Annotated in this window: 13 protein-coding genes; 10 read left to right on the plus strand and 3 right to left on the minus strand. The window is 47.2% G+C overall.

Annotation, left to right across the window (positions count from 1 at the left end; all coding sequences use genetic code 11):
* Positions 1 to 49: 49 nt before the first annotated feature.
* From QUB30_RS23765 to QUB30_RS23775, 3 genes are all read left to right on the plus strand, one after another.
* Positions 50 to 859: a metal ABC transporter ATP-binding protein gene (locus QUB30_RS23765; protein WP_333036284.1), complete on the plus strand. Its 810-nt coding sequence runs from the start codon at positions 50 to 52 to the stop codon at positions 857 to 859.
* Positions 860 to 1,269: 410 nt separating this feature from the next.
* Positions 1,270 to 2,166 carry a metal ABC transporter permease gene (locus QUB30_RS23770; protein WP_333338371.1) on the plus strand — a complete coding sequence of 299 codons (897 nt, stop codon included), beginning with the start codon at positions 1,270 to 1,272 and terminating at the stop codon, positions 2,164 to 2,166.
* 417 nt (positions 2,167 to 2,583) lie between these two features.
* Entirely contained in the window at positions 2,584 to 3,042 is a 459-nt protein-coding gene (locus QUB30_RS23775; protein WP_333338373.1) for a peroxiredoxin, read from the plus strand.
* Between the two features lie 301 nt (positions 3,043 to 3,343).
* Here the strand turns inward: QUB30_RS23775 and hpf are convergent, their stop codons facing one another.
* Entirely contained in the window at positions 3,344 to 3,997 is a 654-nt protein-coding gene (gene hpf, locus QUB30_RS23780; protein WP_333338376.1) for a ribosome hibernation-promoting factor, HPF/YfiA family, read from the minus strand.
* 151 nt (positions 3,998 to 4,148) lie between these two features.
* Here hpf and lipB point away from each other — a divergent pair, with 151 nt between their 5' ends.
* Positions 4,149 to 4,829 (plus strand): lipoyl(octanoyl) transferase LipB, encoded by a 681-nt coding sequence (gene lipB, locus QUB30_RS23785; protein ID WP_333338379.1) that lies wholly within the window; start codon positions 4,149 to 4,151, stop codon positions 4,827 to 4,829.
* A gap of 364 nt (positions 4,830 to 5,193) precedes the next feature.
* The gene (locus QUB30_RS23790) at positions 5,194 to 5,538 is read left to right on the plus strand and encodes a hypothetical protein (protein ID WP_333338382.1); all 345 of its coding nucleotides are present in this window, start codon (positions 5,194 to 5,196) and stop codon (positions 5,536 to 5,538) included.
* A gap of 150 nt (positions 5,539 to 5,688) precedes the next feature.
* Here the strand turns inward: QUB30_RS23790 and QUB30_RS23795 are convergent, their stop codons facing one another.
* Together QUB30_RS23795 and QUB30_RS23800 are read right to left on the minus strand one after the other, a co-directional pair.
* A complete protein-coding gene (locus QUB30_RS23795) occupies positions 5,689 to 6,246 on the minus strand; it encodes a single-stranded DNA-binding protein (protein WP_333338385.1) in 558 nt (185 codons plus the stop codon).
* A gap of 192 nt (positions 6,247 to 6,438) precedes the next feature.
* Positions 6,439 to 8,982, minus strand: coding sequence for a mannose-1-phosphate guanyltransferase (locus QUB30_RS23800; protein ID WP_333338387.1), 2,544 nt, complete (start codon positions 8,980 to 8,982; stop codon positions 6,439 to 6,441).
* 575 nt (positions 8,983 to 9,557) lie between these two features.
* Between QUB30_RS23800 and QUB30_RS23805 the strand changes: the two genes are divergently transcribed.
* From QUB30_RS23805 to QUB30_RS23820, 5 genes are all read left to right on the plus strand, one after another.
* Complete coding sequence (locus QUB30_RS23805) at positions 9,558 to 9,755, plus strand: hypothetical protein (protein ID WP_333143062.1); 198 nt, start codon at positions 9,558 to 9,560, stop codon at positions 9,753 to 9,755.
* Between the two features lie 7 nt (positions 9,756 to 9,762).
* Positions 9,763 to 10,500, plus strand: coding sequence for a class I SAM-dependent methyltransferase (locus QUB30_RS23810; protein ID WP_333338390.1), 738 nt, complete (start codon positions 9,763 to 9,765; stop codon positions 10,498 to 10,500).
* A gap of 316 nt (positions 10,501 to 10,816) precedes the next feature.
* The gene (locus QUB30_RS33955; protein ID WP_445300538.1) at positions 10,817 to 10,936 is read left to right on the plus strand and encodes an ELWxxDGT repeat protein; all 120 of its coding nucleotides are present in this window, start codon (positions 10,817 to 10,819) and stop codon (positions 10,934 to 10,936) included.
* 530 nt (positions 10,937 to 11,466) lie between these two features.
* Positions 11,467 to 14,769 (plus strand): TIGR03032 family protein, encoded by a 3,303-nt coding sequence (locus QUB30_RS23815; RefSeq protein ID WP_333338393.1) that lies wholly within the window; start codon positions 11,467 to 11,469, stop codon positions 14,767 to 14,769.
* Positions 14,770 to 15,104: 335 nt separating this feature from the next.
* On the plus strand, positions 15,105 to 16,606 hold a 1,502-nt coding region (locus QUB30_RS23820), incomplete at its 3' end, for an FG-GAP-like repeat-containing protein (RefSeq protein ID WP_333338397.1).

Here is a 16,606-nt window from a genome sequence, read left to right on the forward strand (position 1 = left end):
CTTTTCATTTTTACAGTAAACTTAATAAAAAGGAGATAGACTCACCCCCATGAATACCGCCGCATTGCCCAACGAGAATCCTTGGTCTAAAATGGTTTGCGACCTCAAAGACAGCGCTACCGACACTGAAATTATCGCTGTTAAGCACTTAGCAGTAAACTACCGCACGGTAGAGGCACTCCGAGATATCAATCTTTCCGTCAAACCGGGAAGGCTGACGGGTATTATTGGCCCCAATGGTGCCGGCAAAAGCACGCTGATCAAAGCAATGTTGGGCTTAATTCCGGCAGCTCGCGGCACTGTTACCTGGGGCCAAGAAGCGATCGCCGATCGACTCGAAACAGTAGCCTACGTGCCCCAGCGATCGCAAATTGACTGGAACTATCCCGCCACCGTTTGGGATGTCGTGATGATGGGAAGAGTCAGAAAAGCCGGATGGTTTCGCCGCTTTTCGGCAGCTAGTCGCCGCACCGCTGCCGATGCCTTAGAAAGAGTAGGCATGAGTGCTTACAAAGACAGACCGATCGGACAACTTTCTGGCGGACAGCAACAGCGAGTATTTCTAGCTAGAGCCTTAGCCCAAGAAGCCGCTATTTTCTGCTTTGACGAGCCGTTTGTCGGCGTTGACCAAAAAACTCAAAATATCATTTTCGACATCTTCCACCAGCTAGCAAATGCCGGGAAAATCGTCTTAGTAGTCAACCACGACTTAGGCGAATCAATTACCAATTTTGATGATTTAATTTTGCTTAATACAGAATTGATTGCCGCTGGTTCCCGCCAAGAAGTGCTAACCCAAGAAAACCTTTACCGCGCCTACGGCGGACAAGTAATGTTTTTTGCCGGACAAGCCGCTTAATTAGCCAGCAGTCAATCGATTTTAGATTTTAGATTTTAGATTTTAGAGGCGACCCCACGGATAAATGCGGGGGCTTGAGGATTTTCGATTTGAGATTTGGGATTGATTCCACGGATAAATCACGTGGCGGGTACCATCAAGAAATTCTTGGTCATTAATTTAGGAGTTAGACTCTTGAACCCGGTTTTTTTGATAATCTTGAATTGGGCAACGAAAATCTCGGATCAAACTCACATCTTGCACCATTCTCAAGAACAGGCTTTTCGGCCTGTTCCACAAGAAAATTCACTCTTTGTGGAACAGGCCGAAAAGCCTGTTCATAAAAAGCTTATTGAGAATGGTGCAACATCTCAGATAAAACCGGGTTGCTTTGGTTGTTAGTCATTAGTTAACTGTGATTTGATAATTTTATGATACAAACCTTAATTGAGCCGTTACAGTACGGATTCATGCAGCGATCGCTCGTAATTGCCATTCTCGTCGGCATCGTCTGCGCGATCGTCGGCAGCTACCTAATGGTACAGCGGCTGGCCTTGCTCGGAGACGCCATCAGCCACTCGGTTTTGCCGGGATTGGCGATCGCATTTATCCTCGGAGCAAATATTTTTATCGGCGCGTTCATTGCCGGAGTTTTGAGTACAGTCATCATAGCTTGGATCAAAGCTCGATCGACAATCAAAGAAGACGCGGCAATGGGCATCGTATTTTCCGCATTCTTCGCCCTCGGCATCACCCTAATTACGATCGTCCAAAAAGACAACAAAATCGACCTCAACCACTTTCTGTTCGGCAACATCCTCGGCGTTACTGCCGAAGATGCGATCGACACAGCCGTCATAGTCGCCGTAGTCTTATTAGTTGTAGTAGTCTTTTACAAAGAACTGCTATTTTACACATTCGATCCATTAGGAGCGCAAGCCACAGGTTTGCCAGTAAACCTGCTCAACTTCGGATTGATGGTACTCATCGCCCTCACCATAGTTGCCAGCCTCAAAGCCGTTGGCGTAGTGCTAGTCTTGTCCCTATTAATTACACCCGCAAGTACCGCCTATCTCCTAGTCACTCGCCTGCACCAAGTAATGATTTTAGGCGCAATAATCGGAGTTATTTCCAGCATTAGCGGAATGTATCTCAGCTACTTTTATAACTTACCATCCGGCCCCGCAATAGTTTTAGTTGCATCGGGATTATTCGTCCTATCATTGCTGTTCAGTCCGACTCAAGGAATCCTCACCCAGCCCCGCACCAACTCCGGCCAAATTCCTCCAATCTGGCGGGAATTAAAAAATTTAACTAAAGGCCGATAACAACTAACTTTGTAGTAACTCACATCTTGCACCATTCTCAAGAACAGGCAAGATGCCTGTTCCACAAAGAGGGAATTTTCTCGCTTCACAGGCATCTTGCCTGTTCCTAAAAGGTTTATTGAGAATGGTGCAACATCTCAGTAGTAAGGCTTCAGCGCCGCCCATCCCATTGTTAATCAGAATCTTCGTTAATCCCCGTGGATGTGCGGTTCAAAAAAGTCTCTCGAATTAATCCGCTTAACTGCGAATCGTCGGAAGCATCTCGATTTGGTAACAACGGTTTTTTCTAGGAGTGCGAGAAAACAAAAATGAGAGGCTGTCGCAGGGGGCGATCGCACCTGCGAACAATTGCTCAAAAAAACTGTACAATAACAAAAGTTAAAATTTCACGCAAACAGAGCTACTCAGTTAAAAAACATGACAGTCAAAGTAGGAGACACCGCACCCGATTTTACCTTACCATCTCAAACTGGCACATCAGTCAGCCTCAAAGATTTTAAAGGGAAAAAAAATGTCATCGTCTACTTTTACCCCAAAGACGACACACCCGGATGCACGACTCAAGCTTGCGCTTTTCGAGATAGCTACGAAGTCTTTAAAGACGCAGGTGCAGAAGTCATAGGAATTAGCGAAGATTCGCAACAATCGCACCAGCAATTTGCCGCCAAATATCAGCTACCATTTACACTGCTAAGCGATACGGGCAACAAAGTTCGCCAATTATATGGAGTTCCAGCTACACTGTGGATTATGCCCGGTAGAGTAACTTATGTCATTGACAAAGAAGGCGTTGTCAAGCATATTTTTGACTCCATGTTAGACTTCAAAGCACACGTTGCAGAAGCACTCAAAACTTTAGAAACCATCAAAATTTAGAGATTTTCAAAGAATGGTAAACGAGTCTCAAACGACAAGTAACATCAAATCCGGTTAAATAGTTCTAATTAAGCTTGTAGTGACGACGAAAGTCCTCCAAACTCGGGAAGGGTCGATGGCCAACATTTTTATAATAAATAATTGACCTGAGACCCTATAATTAGCTCAACTCGGATGCACTGAAATTTTAATAACTAAAAATAATCAGGAAAAATTAGTGCATCCGAGTTGATTTATTTCCCACAAAAATCGCTAATTGCTAACGACTTGCCGCCATTAACAATTAGCTGTCAGCCATTATCTAGCTTTTCCCAACACTCGATTTTTCAGGTGCAGCGCTTTCGGCAGTTTTGCCATTTTTGCTATTACCGTTACCGTTGCTGTGGCGCGGTTGGATAACTCCATAACCGCCGTGACTCTTGCGTTCGTAGAGCACGTTAATTTCGTCTGTTTCCGCATTACGGAACATATAGAAATCGTGATCGATAATCTGCAATTGTTCCAAAGCTTGTTGCACAGTCATTGGAGGCATAGCAAAATACTTAGTCCGCACAACCTCAGCAGGAAGTTCGGGAGTTCGATCGCCAATCAGATCCGCTACTACAGGATGTTCTTCAACTGCCGTAACCGTTTTAACACTACTGTGGGTCTTGTTGTCGTGGCGTTTTTCCTTAAATTTCCGCAGTTGACGAGCTATCTTATCGGCAACCAAATCGATGCTGGCATAAAGGCTTTCCGTGCTTTCCTCAGCCCGAATCACGCTGCCGTTAGCATAAATTGTCACCTCAGCAGTCTGCTTAGGATTGATCCTGGGGTTACGAGCCACCGATAGATGTATGTCCACTTCAGTAGTCAAAGTTTGAAAATGGCTAACTGCCTTTTCAACCTTTTGATTGACGTACTCGCGAATCGCATCGGTGATTTCTATATTCTTACCCTGGATAACAAGCTTCATAGAGCTCCCTCCCTTCTGTAACGTGGGTATAGTTTATACAATAGCACTCTGTATTCTAGAAAACACTTATCTTCCAAATCTTTTATTATATGTTGACAATTCTTGATTTTAATGACGCAAATATTCAGTAAAAACACTCTTGATTTTTTTCATGATTTCCCCTCTAATCCCTCAACCGCTAAATGCACAACCCTGCTTGCTCCTAGATTGGGGACAAGTTCCCTACTCTCAAGCTTGGGAAATCCAGCAAAAACTCGTGCAAGAACGCCGCGACCAACCAGATTTGCCAGATGTCCTGATTTTGTTGGAACATCCGCCGGTTTACACTTTGGGACTGGGAGCAAAGCTGGAATTTCTCAAATTTGACCCAAGTCAAACTGGGCCGGAACTGCACCGAGTTGAGCGGGGCGGCGAGGTGACTTACCACTGTCCGGGCCAATTGGTGGGCTATCCGATTTTAAATTTGCGCCGTCACCAGCAAGATTTGCACTGGTATTTGCGGCAGTTGGAGGAAGTGCTGCTGGGGGTGCTGGAAGTTTGCGGGTTGAAGGGTTCGCGGGTTCCCGGTATGACTGGGGTTTGGGTAGATGGGTGCAAGGTAGGTGCGATCGGCATTAAAGTCAGCCGCTGGATTACGATGCACGGTTTTGCTTTAAATGTTTGTCCCGATCTCGCCGGTTTTGGGCAAATTGTACCTTGCGGGATTCCCGATCGACCTGTTGGGAGTTTAGAGCAGTTTATCCCCGGAATTGAGGTCGATCGAGTGCGATCTATCGTTGTCGCTGAGTTTGCTCGCGTTTTTGCAGTGGAAATTGTGCGATCGAATGTGTAGGGTGCGTCGCTGTCAACCTTACTCCTAATGATCGTAGTGAGATCGCTCTTAAATTATCAAAAACATCCGGCTTAGTTCTCCACCCAATCACTTAAAAACTCCAGACTAAGGATGCTAAATATCGAATCGAATTAACGCGGCGGTGTTTGCGAGACTTGGGGGTATTATAGAGATAATTTTAACTGTCTGTACTTACTGACTCAAGAATTGAGAGAATTGGTGGTATGATGCGCGATCGCGGGCTTCTCTAACCTTAGAGAGAAGCAAGACCGATGCAGAAATACGTCCTAAGAGTTTTGCGATCTCCCCTCGCGTCAGGTAAGATTCTTGTTAATTATTGCGCTTCGCTCAGGAGAAAAAATTTATGCCAGATATGTCCGGTCAAGACCCCTCGGAAATTAAAATGGCGACGGTTGATGAAGAAGAAAAAGGCGCAACGTTTAGCGGTACAGTCATCCTTGCTATCGATGCCGAGGGTGGGGAAGTCGTTTTCTTTAGAGACTTTTTGATTGAAGATTATAAAGGCGAACTTACCGCTTATCTGGCCACAGATGGCAATATAACGAAAAGCATTGATTTAGGCCCGCTTAAGCATAAGAGCGATAGCTTTAAGCTGCCAATTCCGCTGGGGACGGATACATCACCCTACAATACAGTCGTGCTGCGCGACGAAAAAAGCAAGAAAAAAGTTGTGACGATCGAGCTGTAAAATTTGCAATTTAGCTCGTAGTTCAGCCAAATTCGTTAGCGCAGCCCTCGAAGAGGATCGCCCTTTTTTTCCTGAAGTGCGATCGCTCTTAAATTAAGGTGCGTCACTTTCGATCGAACAGTCCAGTTGTAAAGTGATGCACCCTAATTTTTAAAACGGAATCGGATCGTAATCGGGATTTTCCGGTTCGTTAGACGAACCCGACTGGCGATCGGACTCAGAATTTGAAGACTGATGCGAGTTCCAATCCGAACTAGACGTGCGGTTAGGGCCGCTTGGAGCGCTGTTAGAACTGCGGTTACGCGAGCCTAAAGGTACTACATTGCTCGGCACATTAGCCGGGGCGGTGTCCCGAATTTGAGCCGATTCGGGGGCGGTTCTAGCAGCAGGAGCCGCACTCATGGCATCGGCACCGACACTGTAAATCCTTTGAGCTGTCAGTTCAGCGCGCTTTTCTTTAATACCATCTCTTTCGATCGTATTCATGCTCAGCCGCCCCTCAATAATCACGCGATCGCCCTCGTGATATTTTTCGTGAATTTCTTGAGCAAAATTTCCCCATCCTATCACTTTCAAATGTTCGGGCGGATCTTCGGGTTTTGGGCCGGGAAACTGCACCAACATCTCAGCGATTTGAAGTTGATTGTCTGGAGTATAACGGAGTTGCGGTTGTTGAATTATTTCCGCCATCAAAATGCAGCTATTCATCTGTTATCTGTGCGTAATTGGGAACTGGATGGTGGAGGAAGACGGAAAAGGGAAGAAGGAAAAAATAGCTATCCGTGTACCGATAATTTGCGTGTCTTGGTTTTGGCAATTGCCAATTGCAAATTGGTAATTGGTAATTGGTAATTACTGATTTTTCGGGGCTATTCGCTATTAGTTGTCACAGATTACCGATTACCCGTTACCAAATTTATCTTGGCGAACCGCCGCTTCGGCTTGAGTGACAAAATCGTGAACGAGGGCGCGGTACTCCTTCAAAGTTTCAGATACCCAATCTCGATCCTCGCTGTTGGCGAAGATATGAACGGTCGGTTCACTAGCATCGGGCAAAACTAATACCCAATTGTCGTCGCTGTAGTTAAAAATCTTCACTCCATCTACTAATTCTAAACGATCGGGCGAATGAGTTTCTACTAAATGTCGCATCAGCGAACCCTTGATAGTCCAAGGACAGCGAACGCTGTAACTGCGGTGGGTGACGCGGGGAAGTTCGGCCTTGATCTGTCCGAGCGATCGCTCCTGAATCGTCATCATTTCTATCACTTTAGCAATGCAGAACATTCCGTCAAATCCGGGATGCAATTGCGGGAAAATAAAACCCATAAGGCCGCTGCCGCCCAAAACCACATTCGGGTTCCTGTTAGCTGCTTCCATCAAAGCAGTTGGGTTCGCCTTCGTGCGGATTACCTTGCTTTGATAGCGGCGCGCGATCGCCTCCACCGCAGAAGACGCATTCACCGGCACTACTACTGTACCTTTGGGATGAGAAGTCAGCATCAAATTTACCATCAACGCCGTCAGCATTTCCCCGCGAATCGCTATCCCAGACTCATCTACCAAAATGAGCTGTTCGCCGTTAGCCGATACCTGCACTCCAAAATTAGCGCTGAGTGCTTTCACCACCCGGCCGAGTTGGTCGAGCAAATATTCCCGTTCCCCGTTGCTTAGAGAAGTCTGCTTGAGACTGGCATTGAGCACCACCGCATCGCAGCCGAACTTGGCGAGCATTTGCGGCAGAATTGCTCCAGAAACCGCGTAAACATAATCGATTACTACCTTAGAATTGCTGTAGCGTATTGCCTCAACATTCATCTGCCGCTCAAAAATACGGTTGTAAACCTCGAGAGCTTGGTTAAAGTACGTCATCTCTCCAATTTCGGGAATTAGAGCCCGCCGCAAATCTTCCTTAAAATAAGCGCCCTCGATTTTTTTCTCAACAGCTTTAGTAATATTGATGCCTTTGATATCGAAGAATTCAATTAAAATGTGGTCGGAGCGATCGGGCGAAATGCGAACGTGAATGCCGCCAGCAATCGACAGCGTAGACGAAACCGTGCGCGCGATCGGAATTGCCGTCGATTCCAAATTGAGCACATTAATTCCCACCGACATCAAACCCGCAATCAAAGACCTCGAAACCATCCGCGAAATGCTCCGCTGGTCGCGAGAAACCGATACCGCAGTCCCGGGTTTCAAAGTCGAGCCGTAAGCTGCGCCCAATTTCACCGCAAATTCCGGGGTAACATCCACATTTGCCAGTCCTTGAACGCCACGCTGACCGAACAAATTCCGCTTAGCTTGTTCTCCCCAAATTAAATTTTGATTTAACAGAGCGCCGGATTCAATATTTTTGCTCGGCCAGACGCGGACGCTAGGGCCGACTTGCGCTTCTTCTCCCACGATGGACATCGAACCGACGACAGCACCTTCCAATACATGAGCGCGCCTGTCTACGCGGGTGCTCCGGCAAATCACGCAGGCCCTAAGATGAGCGTCTTCGCCGACAATTGCTCCGTTCCAGACAATGGGACGTTTGAGGTTGGCGTCGGCCCCGACAGTCACGTTATCTCCGATCACCGTACCGGCATCGATTTTAACTCGGGCTCCAATCCGGCAATTGTTGCCGATCATGGCCGGTACTTCGACGATCGCGCTATCGTCAATAAAAGTATTCTGACCTACCCAAAGTCCCGATCGAACTTGGTTGTAGTAGTTCAAATCCAGTTTCACCTTTCCCCGCAGCGCGTCGTACTGAGCTTCCCGGTAAACATCTAGCTGGCCGACATCGCACCAGTAACCCTCGGCGATATAGCCGTACATCGGCTCATTTTTTTCCAGCAGCAGGGGAAACAAGTCTTTCGAGAAGTCGCACTCCTGATTTACCGGCAGGTAATCCAAGACTTCGGGTTCTAAAATATAAATGCCGGTATTGATAGTATCGGAGAAAATTTCGCTGCTAGAAGGCTTTTCGAGAAAGCGGCTGATGCGGTAATTTTCATCAGCAATCACCACTCCGAATTCCATCGGGTTGGGAACGCGAGTTAAAATTAACGTGGCTTTGGATTGCTTGCTGCGGTGAAATTTCAGAGCTTCCGTCAAGTCGAAGTCTGTGATGCTGTCGCCGCTGATGACCAGAAAAGTTCCATCGAGCAGTTCAGCAATATTTTTCACGCAACCAGCCGTACCCAGCGGTTGGTCTTCCTCCACAGCGTAAGTCATTTGAACGCCAAACTCTGCCCCGTCAGTAAAATATTCCCGCATGACATCCGGAAGGTAGTGCAGCGTCGCAATAATTTCCGTAATCTGATGCCTTTTTAGCAAATTAATAATGTGTTCTGCGATCGGGCGATTGAGAATCGGCACCATCGGTTTGGGCAAATCGCACGTCAGGGGTCTGAGCCTCGTTCCCGACCCCCCAGCCATCAGCACTGCACGCATAAAATCCTCCTTACTTAAAAAGCTCTCTACCGTCATTGTCCGCTAGAAAAAGTTTGCCTGCTGTAATTCGTCGGCCGCCAGCGATCACTTTTTACTTAAATATCTTCGAGTAGTTACACCTCTGTGAAATCCTGTTCGGTCAGGTCGTCCCCCAACAGCAAGCGATTTCAACCGCATTAGAATTTGCGGCGTCGCACCAATCCCCCGGTCGAGCTCGGATTTGTAGGGGATGTTGGGTAATACCTGTTTAAAAAAAGAATGCAACTGTAGGTCAGCTCCAAACCCTTATCTCATCAGTCATTCCCAATGCTTTAATTCTTGAATTCTTCAATCTAAAATGGTATGCGTCCTCAGAATCATCGACTTTTGGCAGAAGTCCCTTCTTGCTTGCTCGGTGAAAGCTATTTCGGGGGTGTTATTTTTAAGTTTGTCCTCAGCGGGGATTTTGAAGTCTCTTTCTGAAGGTGGAATTACTACGGCTATCGGTGCGCCTTGGCGTCTGATAAATGATAGATTAAGAGTAGCGCTTTGACTAGCTGACCCAAAATCCTATCCATTGCTTAGGGGTTTTTTAAATGAGTACGTTAATTAGCTTGGCATTGCTGATCGCTTACGGCGGCGGTATTTGGAAATTTTGGAATGGGTTCAATCGCACTAACTTCGACAGAAGTTTTACAAATCGCCTGAAGCTCTCCCTGCTCTGGCCCGCGTTAATTTTTAATAAGCCTTACCGCCAAAACTTTACAAAAGCTCTCAAAGCCTCTAAAAGGTAATTCAAGAATGTCTAAAAAGTCCGATCGCCCAGTAGCGGGTCAGGAGCAGACTTGGTTTGCTAAAGGAAAATCAGATAGCTGGCAAGTTTTACTCTCGCAAGTCGCTTCTCGATTCGATCGCGAATACCGAGGAGAAGCTTTCGCTTTACCCGAAGAAGTCGAAGCAATGCCGATTTTCCTGGAATCAGTCGCAGGAACTCTCCAAGCAAAAACAGTTTCTCCCTTCTGGAAAATTGCCAAACCTCAAAAAAATCAGCGCTGTTTAGACATTGGCTGCGGAGTCAGCTTTCTCATCTACCCTTGGCGGGATTGGGAAGCATATTTTTACGGTCAAGAAATCAGCAGCGCCGCCCGAGACGCCTTAAACGCTCGCGGCCCTCAGCTCAATTCTAAGCTGTTCAAAGGCGTAGAATGGGCCCCCGCTCACCAGTTAAATTACGAAGAGGATCAGTTCGATTTATGCATCGCTACAGGCTTTAGCTGTTACTATCCCATAGACTATTGGAGTATTGTCATGGGAGAAGTAAAGCGGGTACTAAAACCGGGCGGTCATTTTGTTTTTGATGTCCTCAATCCCAATGCTCCCCTAGCAGAAGATTGGGCAATTTTGGAAACTTATCGAGCCGGGGAAGTATTTTTAGAGACAATAGAAGATTGGGAAAAAATGATGAAAGCTGCTGGCGCTAAGGTAGTCAAAAAGCAAAGTGGCGACTTATTTCAAATGTATAAAGTTCAATACAATTGAGAGGTTAAGTAATATCAATTCCGGTTGCACTCATACATGATATAGAGGACACGGCATTGCCGTGTCCCTACCGAAAATAATATTGTAGGGACTTAGGCACTCGCGGTGTCCTAATTTTGGCTAATAATTCCGATGCTACCGGAAACGATATAATTACGTTTGTAGTGAGGACAACCGTCGTCAAAACTCAGGGTCGGGCGGACGAAAAACAATTTCGGCGTTGCTTAATCAGGGTATGAAAAAAATCAGTTGAAAATCCCGAAGCGTTGTGAATACTGGTTTCTATGATTTGCATATTTAGCCTTTCATACCGTAAATCAGCAACGCCGACGCTACCAACGGCAATGAATTGTGGAAAAGCGATGGCACAGCCGCAGGCACGGTGCTGGTTAAAGACCTCAATCCGGGGGCTTCCAGTTCAGGCCCTAGTGAATAATTGAAAATTAACATACTTAAAAGAGTGGCGATCGCACTTTTTTAGCAGCGATCGCCTATCCTATATTTAATAGCCTACCACTTTGCTCCTATACTTTATGAGCTATACAGGCTATAAAACTTTTGTGTGACAAGCAAAAATTTATTTTGCCAGTCCAGATGTTTAAAAAATCTCGGTTTTAACTCACATCTTGCATCATTCTCAACAAGCACGGACGTCCGCCGTTGGTTTAAACCCCACGGCTCATAGCCTAAGCCTGCCCTCGCGTAGGCGGGGGTCGGTTAAAACCGACTAAAACAGAAAGAAAAATCGTTATATTAGTCGTCTTTAGACGACTTTTGCTATTAGCCAGGGACTTAAGTCCCTGGCGGGTGGCTGGCGGCTGGCGGGCTTAATGACAAGGGTGCCAGATATAAGTTTTAATTAACTAGCCAGTTAAACCACAAGGTCATAATACTGGGGATGAGTATTCTTTCTTTCTGCCCCAGAACCTTTTGCCTTCTGCCTTACTCGTGTAAAACTCAAATCCCGTGAAACCAGTGTCCTTTGCATCTACCCCAACCGACAAGCTATCCCCAGAAATTACCTGCTCCCCGTCTTTTCCGGGATGGCTTGAGTCTCAAAAAATCAGCCTCGCTTTCAGTACCTATCAAACCAATCGAGTATTTTTCATAGGATTAACCCTCGACGGCAAATTATCCGTCACAGAGCGATTTTTCGATCGCCCGATGGGGCTTTATGCCAGCGCATCTAACCTCTTTCTCACCACTCGCTATCAACTATGGCAGCTAGAGAGCATTCCCGAAATCCCCCAAAAGGAAGATTTTGACAGAATCTACATCCCGCGTCTCGGTTATACCACAGGCGACGTCAACGCTCACGAAATCGCCCTAGCTAGCGATCGCCAAAGTTTACTCTTTGTTAATACCTTATTTAGCTGCATCGCTACTCTTCACCCCCAATATCACTTTAATCCAATCTGGCAACCTCCTTTCATCTCCAAACTCGCCCCCGAAGATCGCTGTCATCTCAACGGGATGGCAATGAAAGAGGGCAAACCCCGTTACGTCACCGCCTGTAGCAGCACCAACACAGCAGCAGGATGGCGACAATATCGCCAAAACGGCGGCGTTATTATCGACGTCGAATCCAACGAAATTGCCTGTACCGGGCTTTCTATGCCCCATTCCCCCAGACTCTACAACGATAAACTGTGGGTACTTAATTCTGGTACTGGCTTTTTTGGTTACGTCGATCTCAACGCAGGCAAATTTCAACCCGTGGTTTTTTGTCCGGGATTTGTGCGGGGATTGGCGTTTTACAAAAACTTCGCGATCGTTGGATTATCTCAACCCAGACATGATAATAATTTTCAGGGGTTGGTATTAGACGAACAATTAGCAGCGAATCGCCAAATCGCCTGCTGCGGATTTATGGTGATTGATTTAACTACAGGGAAGATTTTACATCAGTTAATCTTTAATAGCGTTGTTAAAGAATTGTTTGACGTCGTAGTATTGCCGGAAGTACGACAAGCGATCGCCCTGGGATTCCAAACCGATGAAATCGAGCGGTTGGTAACTTTTCCCAATTCTGGGGGAATTATTTCAACTAGACCGAGCGTGCAAACTTCTTCTGCTGCTAAGGTGACAATAGCAGAAAATGTCGAAACCTCTCCCTCTTCCCTTTTAGGAAACCCTGTTGAGGAGTTGGGTTTAGGAACAGTAGCCGCACGTTTCGATCGCGGCAGACAATTGCAAAAACAAGGAAAATTGGAAGAGGCAGAGGCTTGTTTTAGAGAAGCGATCGCCCTGCAACCCGACTATCTAGCCGCCTACAATAATCTGGGAAATCTTTTGCAAGTGCAAGGCAAAATTCCCGAAGCGATCGCCATTCTCTCCCGTGCCGTACAGATAGCACCCCAAAGTGCGATCGTTCATTGCAATTTAGCTTCTGCCCAACTTTTAGCAGGAAATTTAGAAGCCGCAAAATCGGGATATCAACAAGCCCTGCGCCTGGATGCTAACTTCTATCTCGCACATCTCAACCTCGGTAAATTGTATGCATCGCGCCGGGAAATAGCCTCAGCAGAAGGGCATTTTAGGGAAGTGCTGCGCCTCCAACCAGACAATGCAGAAGTGCGAAAAGTCCTCGATCTCCTGCTGCACGCTCAACCGCAAAACCAAACATCGCCAAAAGTTTCTCTGATAATGACGGCGTACAATACCGCTACTTATATAGAACAAGCGATCGCCTCAGTAGTCGCCCAAACTTATCAAAATTGGGAATTGATTATCTGGGATGACGGTTCGAGCGACGAAACCCCTGCGATCGCGCAATCCCAAGCCGAAAAAGACCAACGCATTCGCTATTATAGGGAAACTCATCGCGGTTACAATCGCGCTCTGCATTCAGCTTTTTCTCTGGCGTGCGGCGAATATATAGGCGCTGTAGATTCCGACGATATCCTCGCCCCTACCGCTTTAGAAAATACCGTGCAATTTTTAGAGGCTAACCCCTCTTACGGCGTCGTTTATACCGATCGCATTACGATCGACTCCCAGGGACAAAACCGGGGGTTAGATTATCGCTGTCAAATTCCATACAGCCCTGAAAGACTGTTAGTAGATTTTATCACATTTCACTTTCGTCTCATGCGAAAAGAGATTTTTGAAGCGGTTGGAGGAATCGTTGCCGAAAGTGAAGTAGCCGAAGATTATGACCTGTGTTTGAGGTTGTCTGAAGTCACCCAAATTCACCACCTTTCTCAACCGCTTTACTACTATCGCGTGTGGGAAAATCAAATGTCTCAACAACAGCGATACGAGCAGATGAAAGCTTCCGAGCGAGCCATCAATCGAGCCATAGTGAGGCGGAACTTAGCCGATACTTATTATTTAGAAGTAGAGGAGGAATCGGGGAAATTTTCTTTACGCTCTCGTAAACTTCCTGATCGCCCTGCTGTCAAATACCAGCGGGTTTATCATCTCAATGCCGCCAACTCTATTGAATACGATGCCGTAACATTTCCTAGCATCAAAAAACGCTGGCGATCGCACGATCGACCGGGGGAACTCATCGGCGTATCGGCTTCAGTTTCCGAGCAACTGGTAGGAATGGCGATCGCGGAAATCCTGCCCAATCAAACCGCCGAACTCATTTCCCTGTTTGTTTCGCAAGGGCTTCGCCAGCAAGGAATCGGGGGAAATTTAGTCAAGTTTCTCGAAAAAGGATTGACAGAAAATCAAGTTCGCGTTATGGACGTCAAATACCAAGTTACCGACCTCACCAATGTCGCCTTAGAACCCTTACTGAAACAGCGAGCTTGGCAGCCACCCAAAGCAGTATTTATCCTCGCACAAACCACCACCGAGAAAATTTCTCAAGCGCCTTGGCTGTATAAATATCCGCTGCCAGAAAGTTTTGAAATTTTCCCTTGGGTGTCGCTCACCCAAACAGAAAAACAGATAATTTTAGCCAGAAAAGACTATCCAGAAGCCTTAAATCCCTTCAGCGACGACTCCAGAGTCGAACCGCTCAACAGTTTAGGATTGCGTTACCAAGGAGAAGTTATCGGTTGGATGGTCACCCATCGCGTCGCCCCGGATACAATTCGCTACTCCAGCTTATTTGTGGGACAAAAGTTTCAGAAATTAGGTCGAGGAATTTCTTTAATTGCCGAGTCAATCAAGCGACAAATGGCCAGTGATGTTTCCAATTATACTTGCTCAGTCGCCCTGGAAAATCCCCTGATGATTCAATTTGTCAAGCGACATTTGCGCCCTTATTTAACCGGGATGGGCGAATCGCGCCAGTCGATAAAGCTGCTGTGACTCGATCGCCATCAAAAATGCGATCGCTTCCTTCAACATCCGCCCAAAAACTACTTAATATTTAACAAATTTTGGGTTTCCGACAAACTTTACAAAAAATTTAAACTTATGTGAAGTTTTGGAAAAGTAACAGAGCAAAGGGGTGAAACGCCTCAAGTCAATGGGTACTTTATATTATATTTAAAAGAATATGCATTCGCTTCAGGAAAATTGGGCCAAAGAACATCAATATTCAATAAAATCCAAAATCTCTTAAAACTACCTAATTCTAACTCACCTTGACACTGACGCCAGCGGGCGACCCAATCCCCAATTACCTATTAAAAACCTAACCCATGCCAACTTTTAACGCCCCTGTCACCAACCCCAATGGTCTAATTGATGTCGGTTCTATGGTCACCCCCTTTTTTGTCGACATCGATAACGATGGCGATTTAGATGCTTTGGGTGGGGGATATTTCGGCATCTACTACTACCGGAATAGCGGCACCGCCAGCGTCCCCAGCTTTGACGCCCCCCAAGCCAACCCTTTTGGTATAAATATTTTAGGCTCTTACACCTCCCCCACCTTTGCAGACATTGATAACGATGGCGATTTAGACGCTTTTGTTGGGGTACAGAACGGCATCACATACTACTACCGGAATAGCGGCACCGCCAGCGCCCCCAGCTTTGACGCCCCCCAAGGCAACCCCTTTGGTCTCACTGATGTGGGTTGGGCCGCCGCCCCCACCTTTGCCGACATTGATAACGATGGGGATTTAGAGGCTTTTGTGGGGGCTCGTGATGGCAACACATACTACTACCAGAATACCGGCACCTTAAGCGCCCCCACCTTTGCCGCCCCCCAAGTCAACCCCAATGGCCTTACTGGTGTGGGTAATTCCGCCTCCCCCACCTTGGCCGACATTGATAACGATGGCGATTTAGACGCTTTTGTTGGGGCGTCGAACGGGAACACATTCTACTACCAGAATACCGGCACAGTCAGCGCCCCCTTCTTTGCCGCCCCCCAAGCCAACCCCTATGGCTTTACTGATGTGGGTTCTCTCGCCGCCCCCACCTTAGCCGACATTGATAATGATGGCGATTTAGACGCTTTTGTTGGCGCCCAAGACGGGAACACATACTACTACCAGAATATCGACCCCGTAGCCACGATCGCCGCCGGGACAGCACCCAGCGAAGCCGAACCCACAGCCCCCGTCACTGGCAACTTTGTCGTCACCCTATCAACTGCAGCCACCTCCGACACCACCATTACCTACACTGTTGGTGGCACAGCCACATCAGGCGCAGACTACACCGCCCTAACTGGCAGCGTCACCATCCTAACCGGACAAGCCACCGCCAACATTAACGTCACCCCCCTCCTCGACAGCATCCCCGATGCCGGAGAAACCGTCACCCTTACCCTCACCCCAGGCACGGGCTACAACGTTGGTGCAAGCAAAACCGCCACCCTCAGCATCCTCGACCAAGCTTCCCAAACCTTCAGTACCCCCGTCACCAACCCCAACGGTCTAACCCCTGTGGGTAATTCCGCCTCCCCCACCTTTGCCGACATTGATAACGATGGCGATTTAGACGCTTTTGTTGGGGCTGATGACGGCAACACGTACTACTACAAAAATACCGGCACAGCTAGCGCCCCCACCTTTGACCTCCCCGTCGCCAACTTCACAAATGTGGGTTTTCGCGCCGCCCCCACCTTGGCCGACATCGATAGCGATGGCGATTTAGACGCTTTTGTTGGGGCGGATGACGGCAACACGTACTACTACAAAAATACCGGCACAGCTAGCGCCCCCACCTTTGACCTCCCCGTCGCCAACTT

It is taken from the genome of Microcoleus sp. BROC3 (assembly GCF_036702515.1).
In the GTDB taxonomy this organism is placed as follows: Bacteria; Cyanobacteriota; Cyanobacteriia; order Cyanobacteriales; family Microcoleaceae; genus Microcoleus.

Bases quoted from the DNA above. Each gene is read 5' to 3' on its own strand.
- QUB30_RS23765 (WP_333036284.1), top strand. From the start codon at position 50: ATGAATACCGCCGCATTGCCCAACGAGAATCCTTGGTCTAAAATGGTT.
- QUB30_RS23770 (WP_333338371.1), top strand. From the start codon at position 1,270: ATGATACAAACCTTAATTGAGCCGTTACAGTACGGATTCATGCAGCGA.
- QUB30_RS23775 (WP_333338373.1), top strand. From the start codon at position 2,584: ATGACAGTCAAAGTAGGAGACACCGCACCCGATTTTACCTTACCATCT.
- hpf (WP_333338376.1), bottom strand. From the start codon at position 3,997: ATGAAGCTTGTTATCCAGGGTAAGAATATAGAAATCACCGATGCGATT.
- lipB (WP_333338379.1), top strand. From the start codon at position 4,149: ATGATTTCCCCTCTAATCCCTCAACCGCTAAATGCACAACCCTGCTTG.
- QUB30_RS23790 (WP_333338382.1), top strand. From the start codon at position 5,194: ATGCCAGATATGTCCGGTCAAGACCCCTCGGAAATTAAAATGGCGACG.
- QUB30_RS23795 (WP_333338385.1), bottom strand. From the start codon at position 6,246: ATGAATAGCTGCATTTTGATGGCGGAAATAATTCAACAACCGCAACTC.
- QUB30_RS23800 (WP_333338387.1), bottom strand. From the start codon at position 8,982: ATGCGTGCAGTGCTGATGGCTGGGGGGTCGGGAACGAGGCTCAGACCC.
- QUB30_RS23805 (WP_333143062.1), top strand. From the start codon at position 9,558: ATGAGTACGTTAATTAGCTTGGCATTGCTGATCGCTTACGGCGGCGGT.
- QUB30_RS23810 (WP_333338390.1), top strand. From the start codon at position 9,763: ATGTCTAAAAAGTCCGATCGCCCAGTAGCGGGTCAGGAGCAGACTTGG.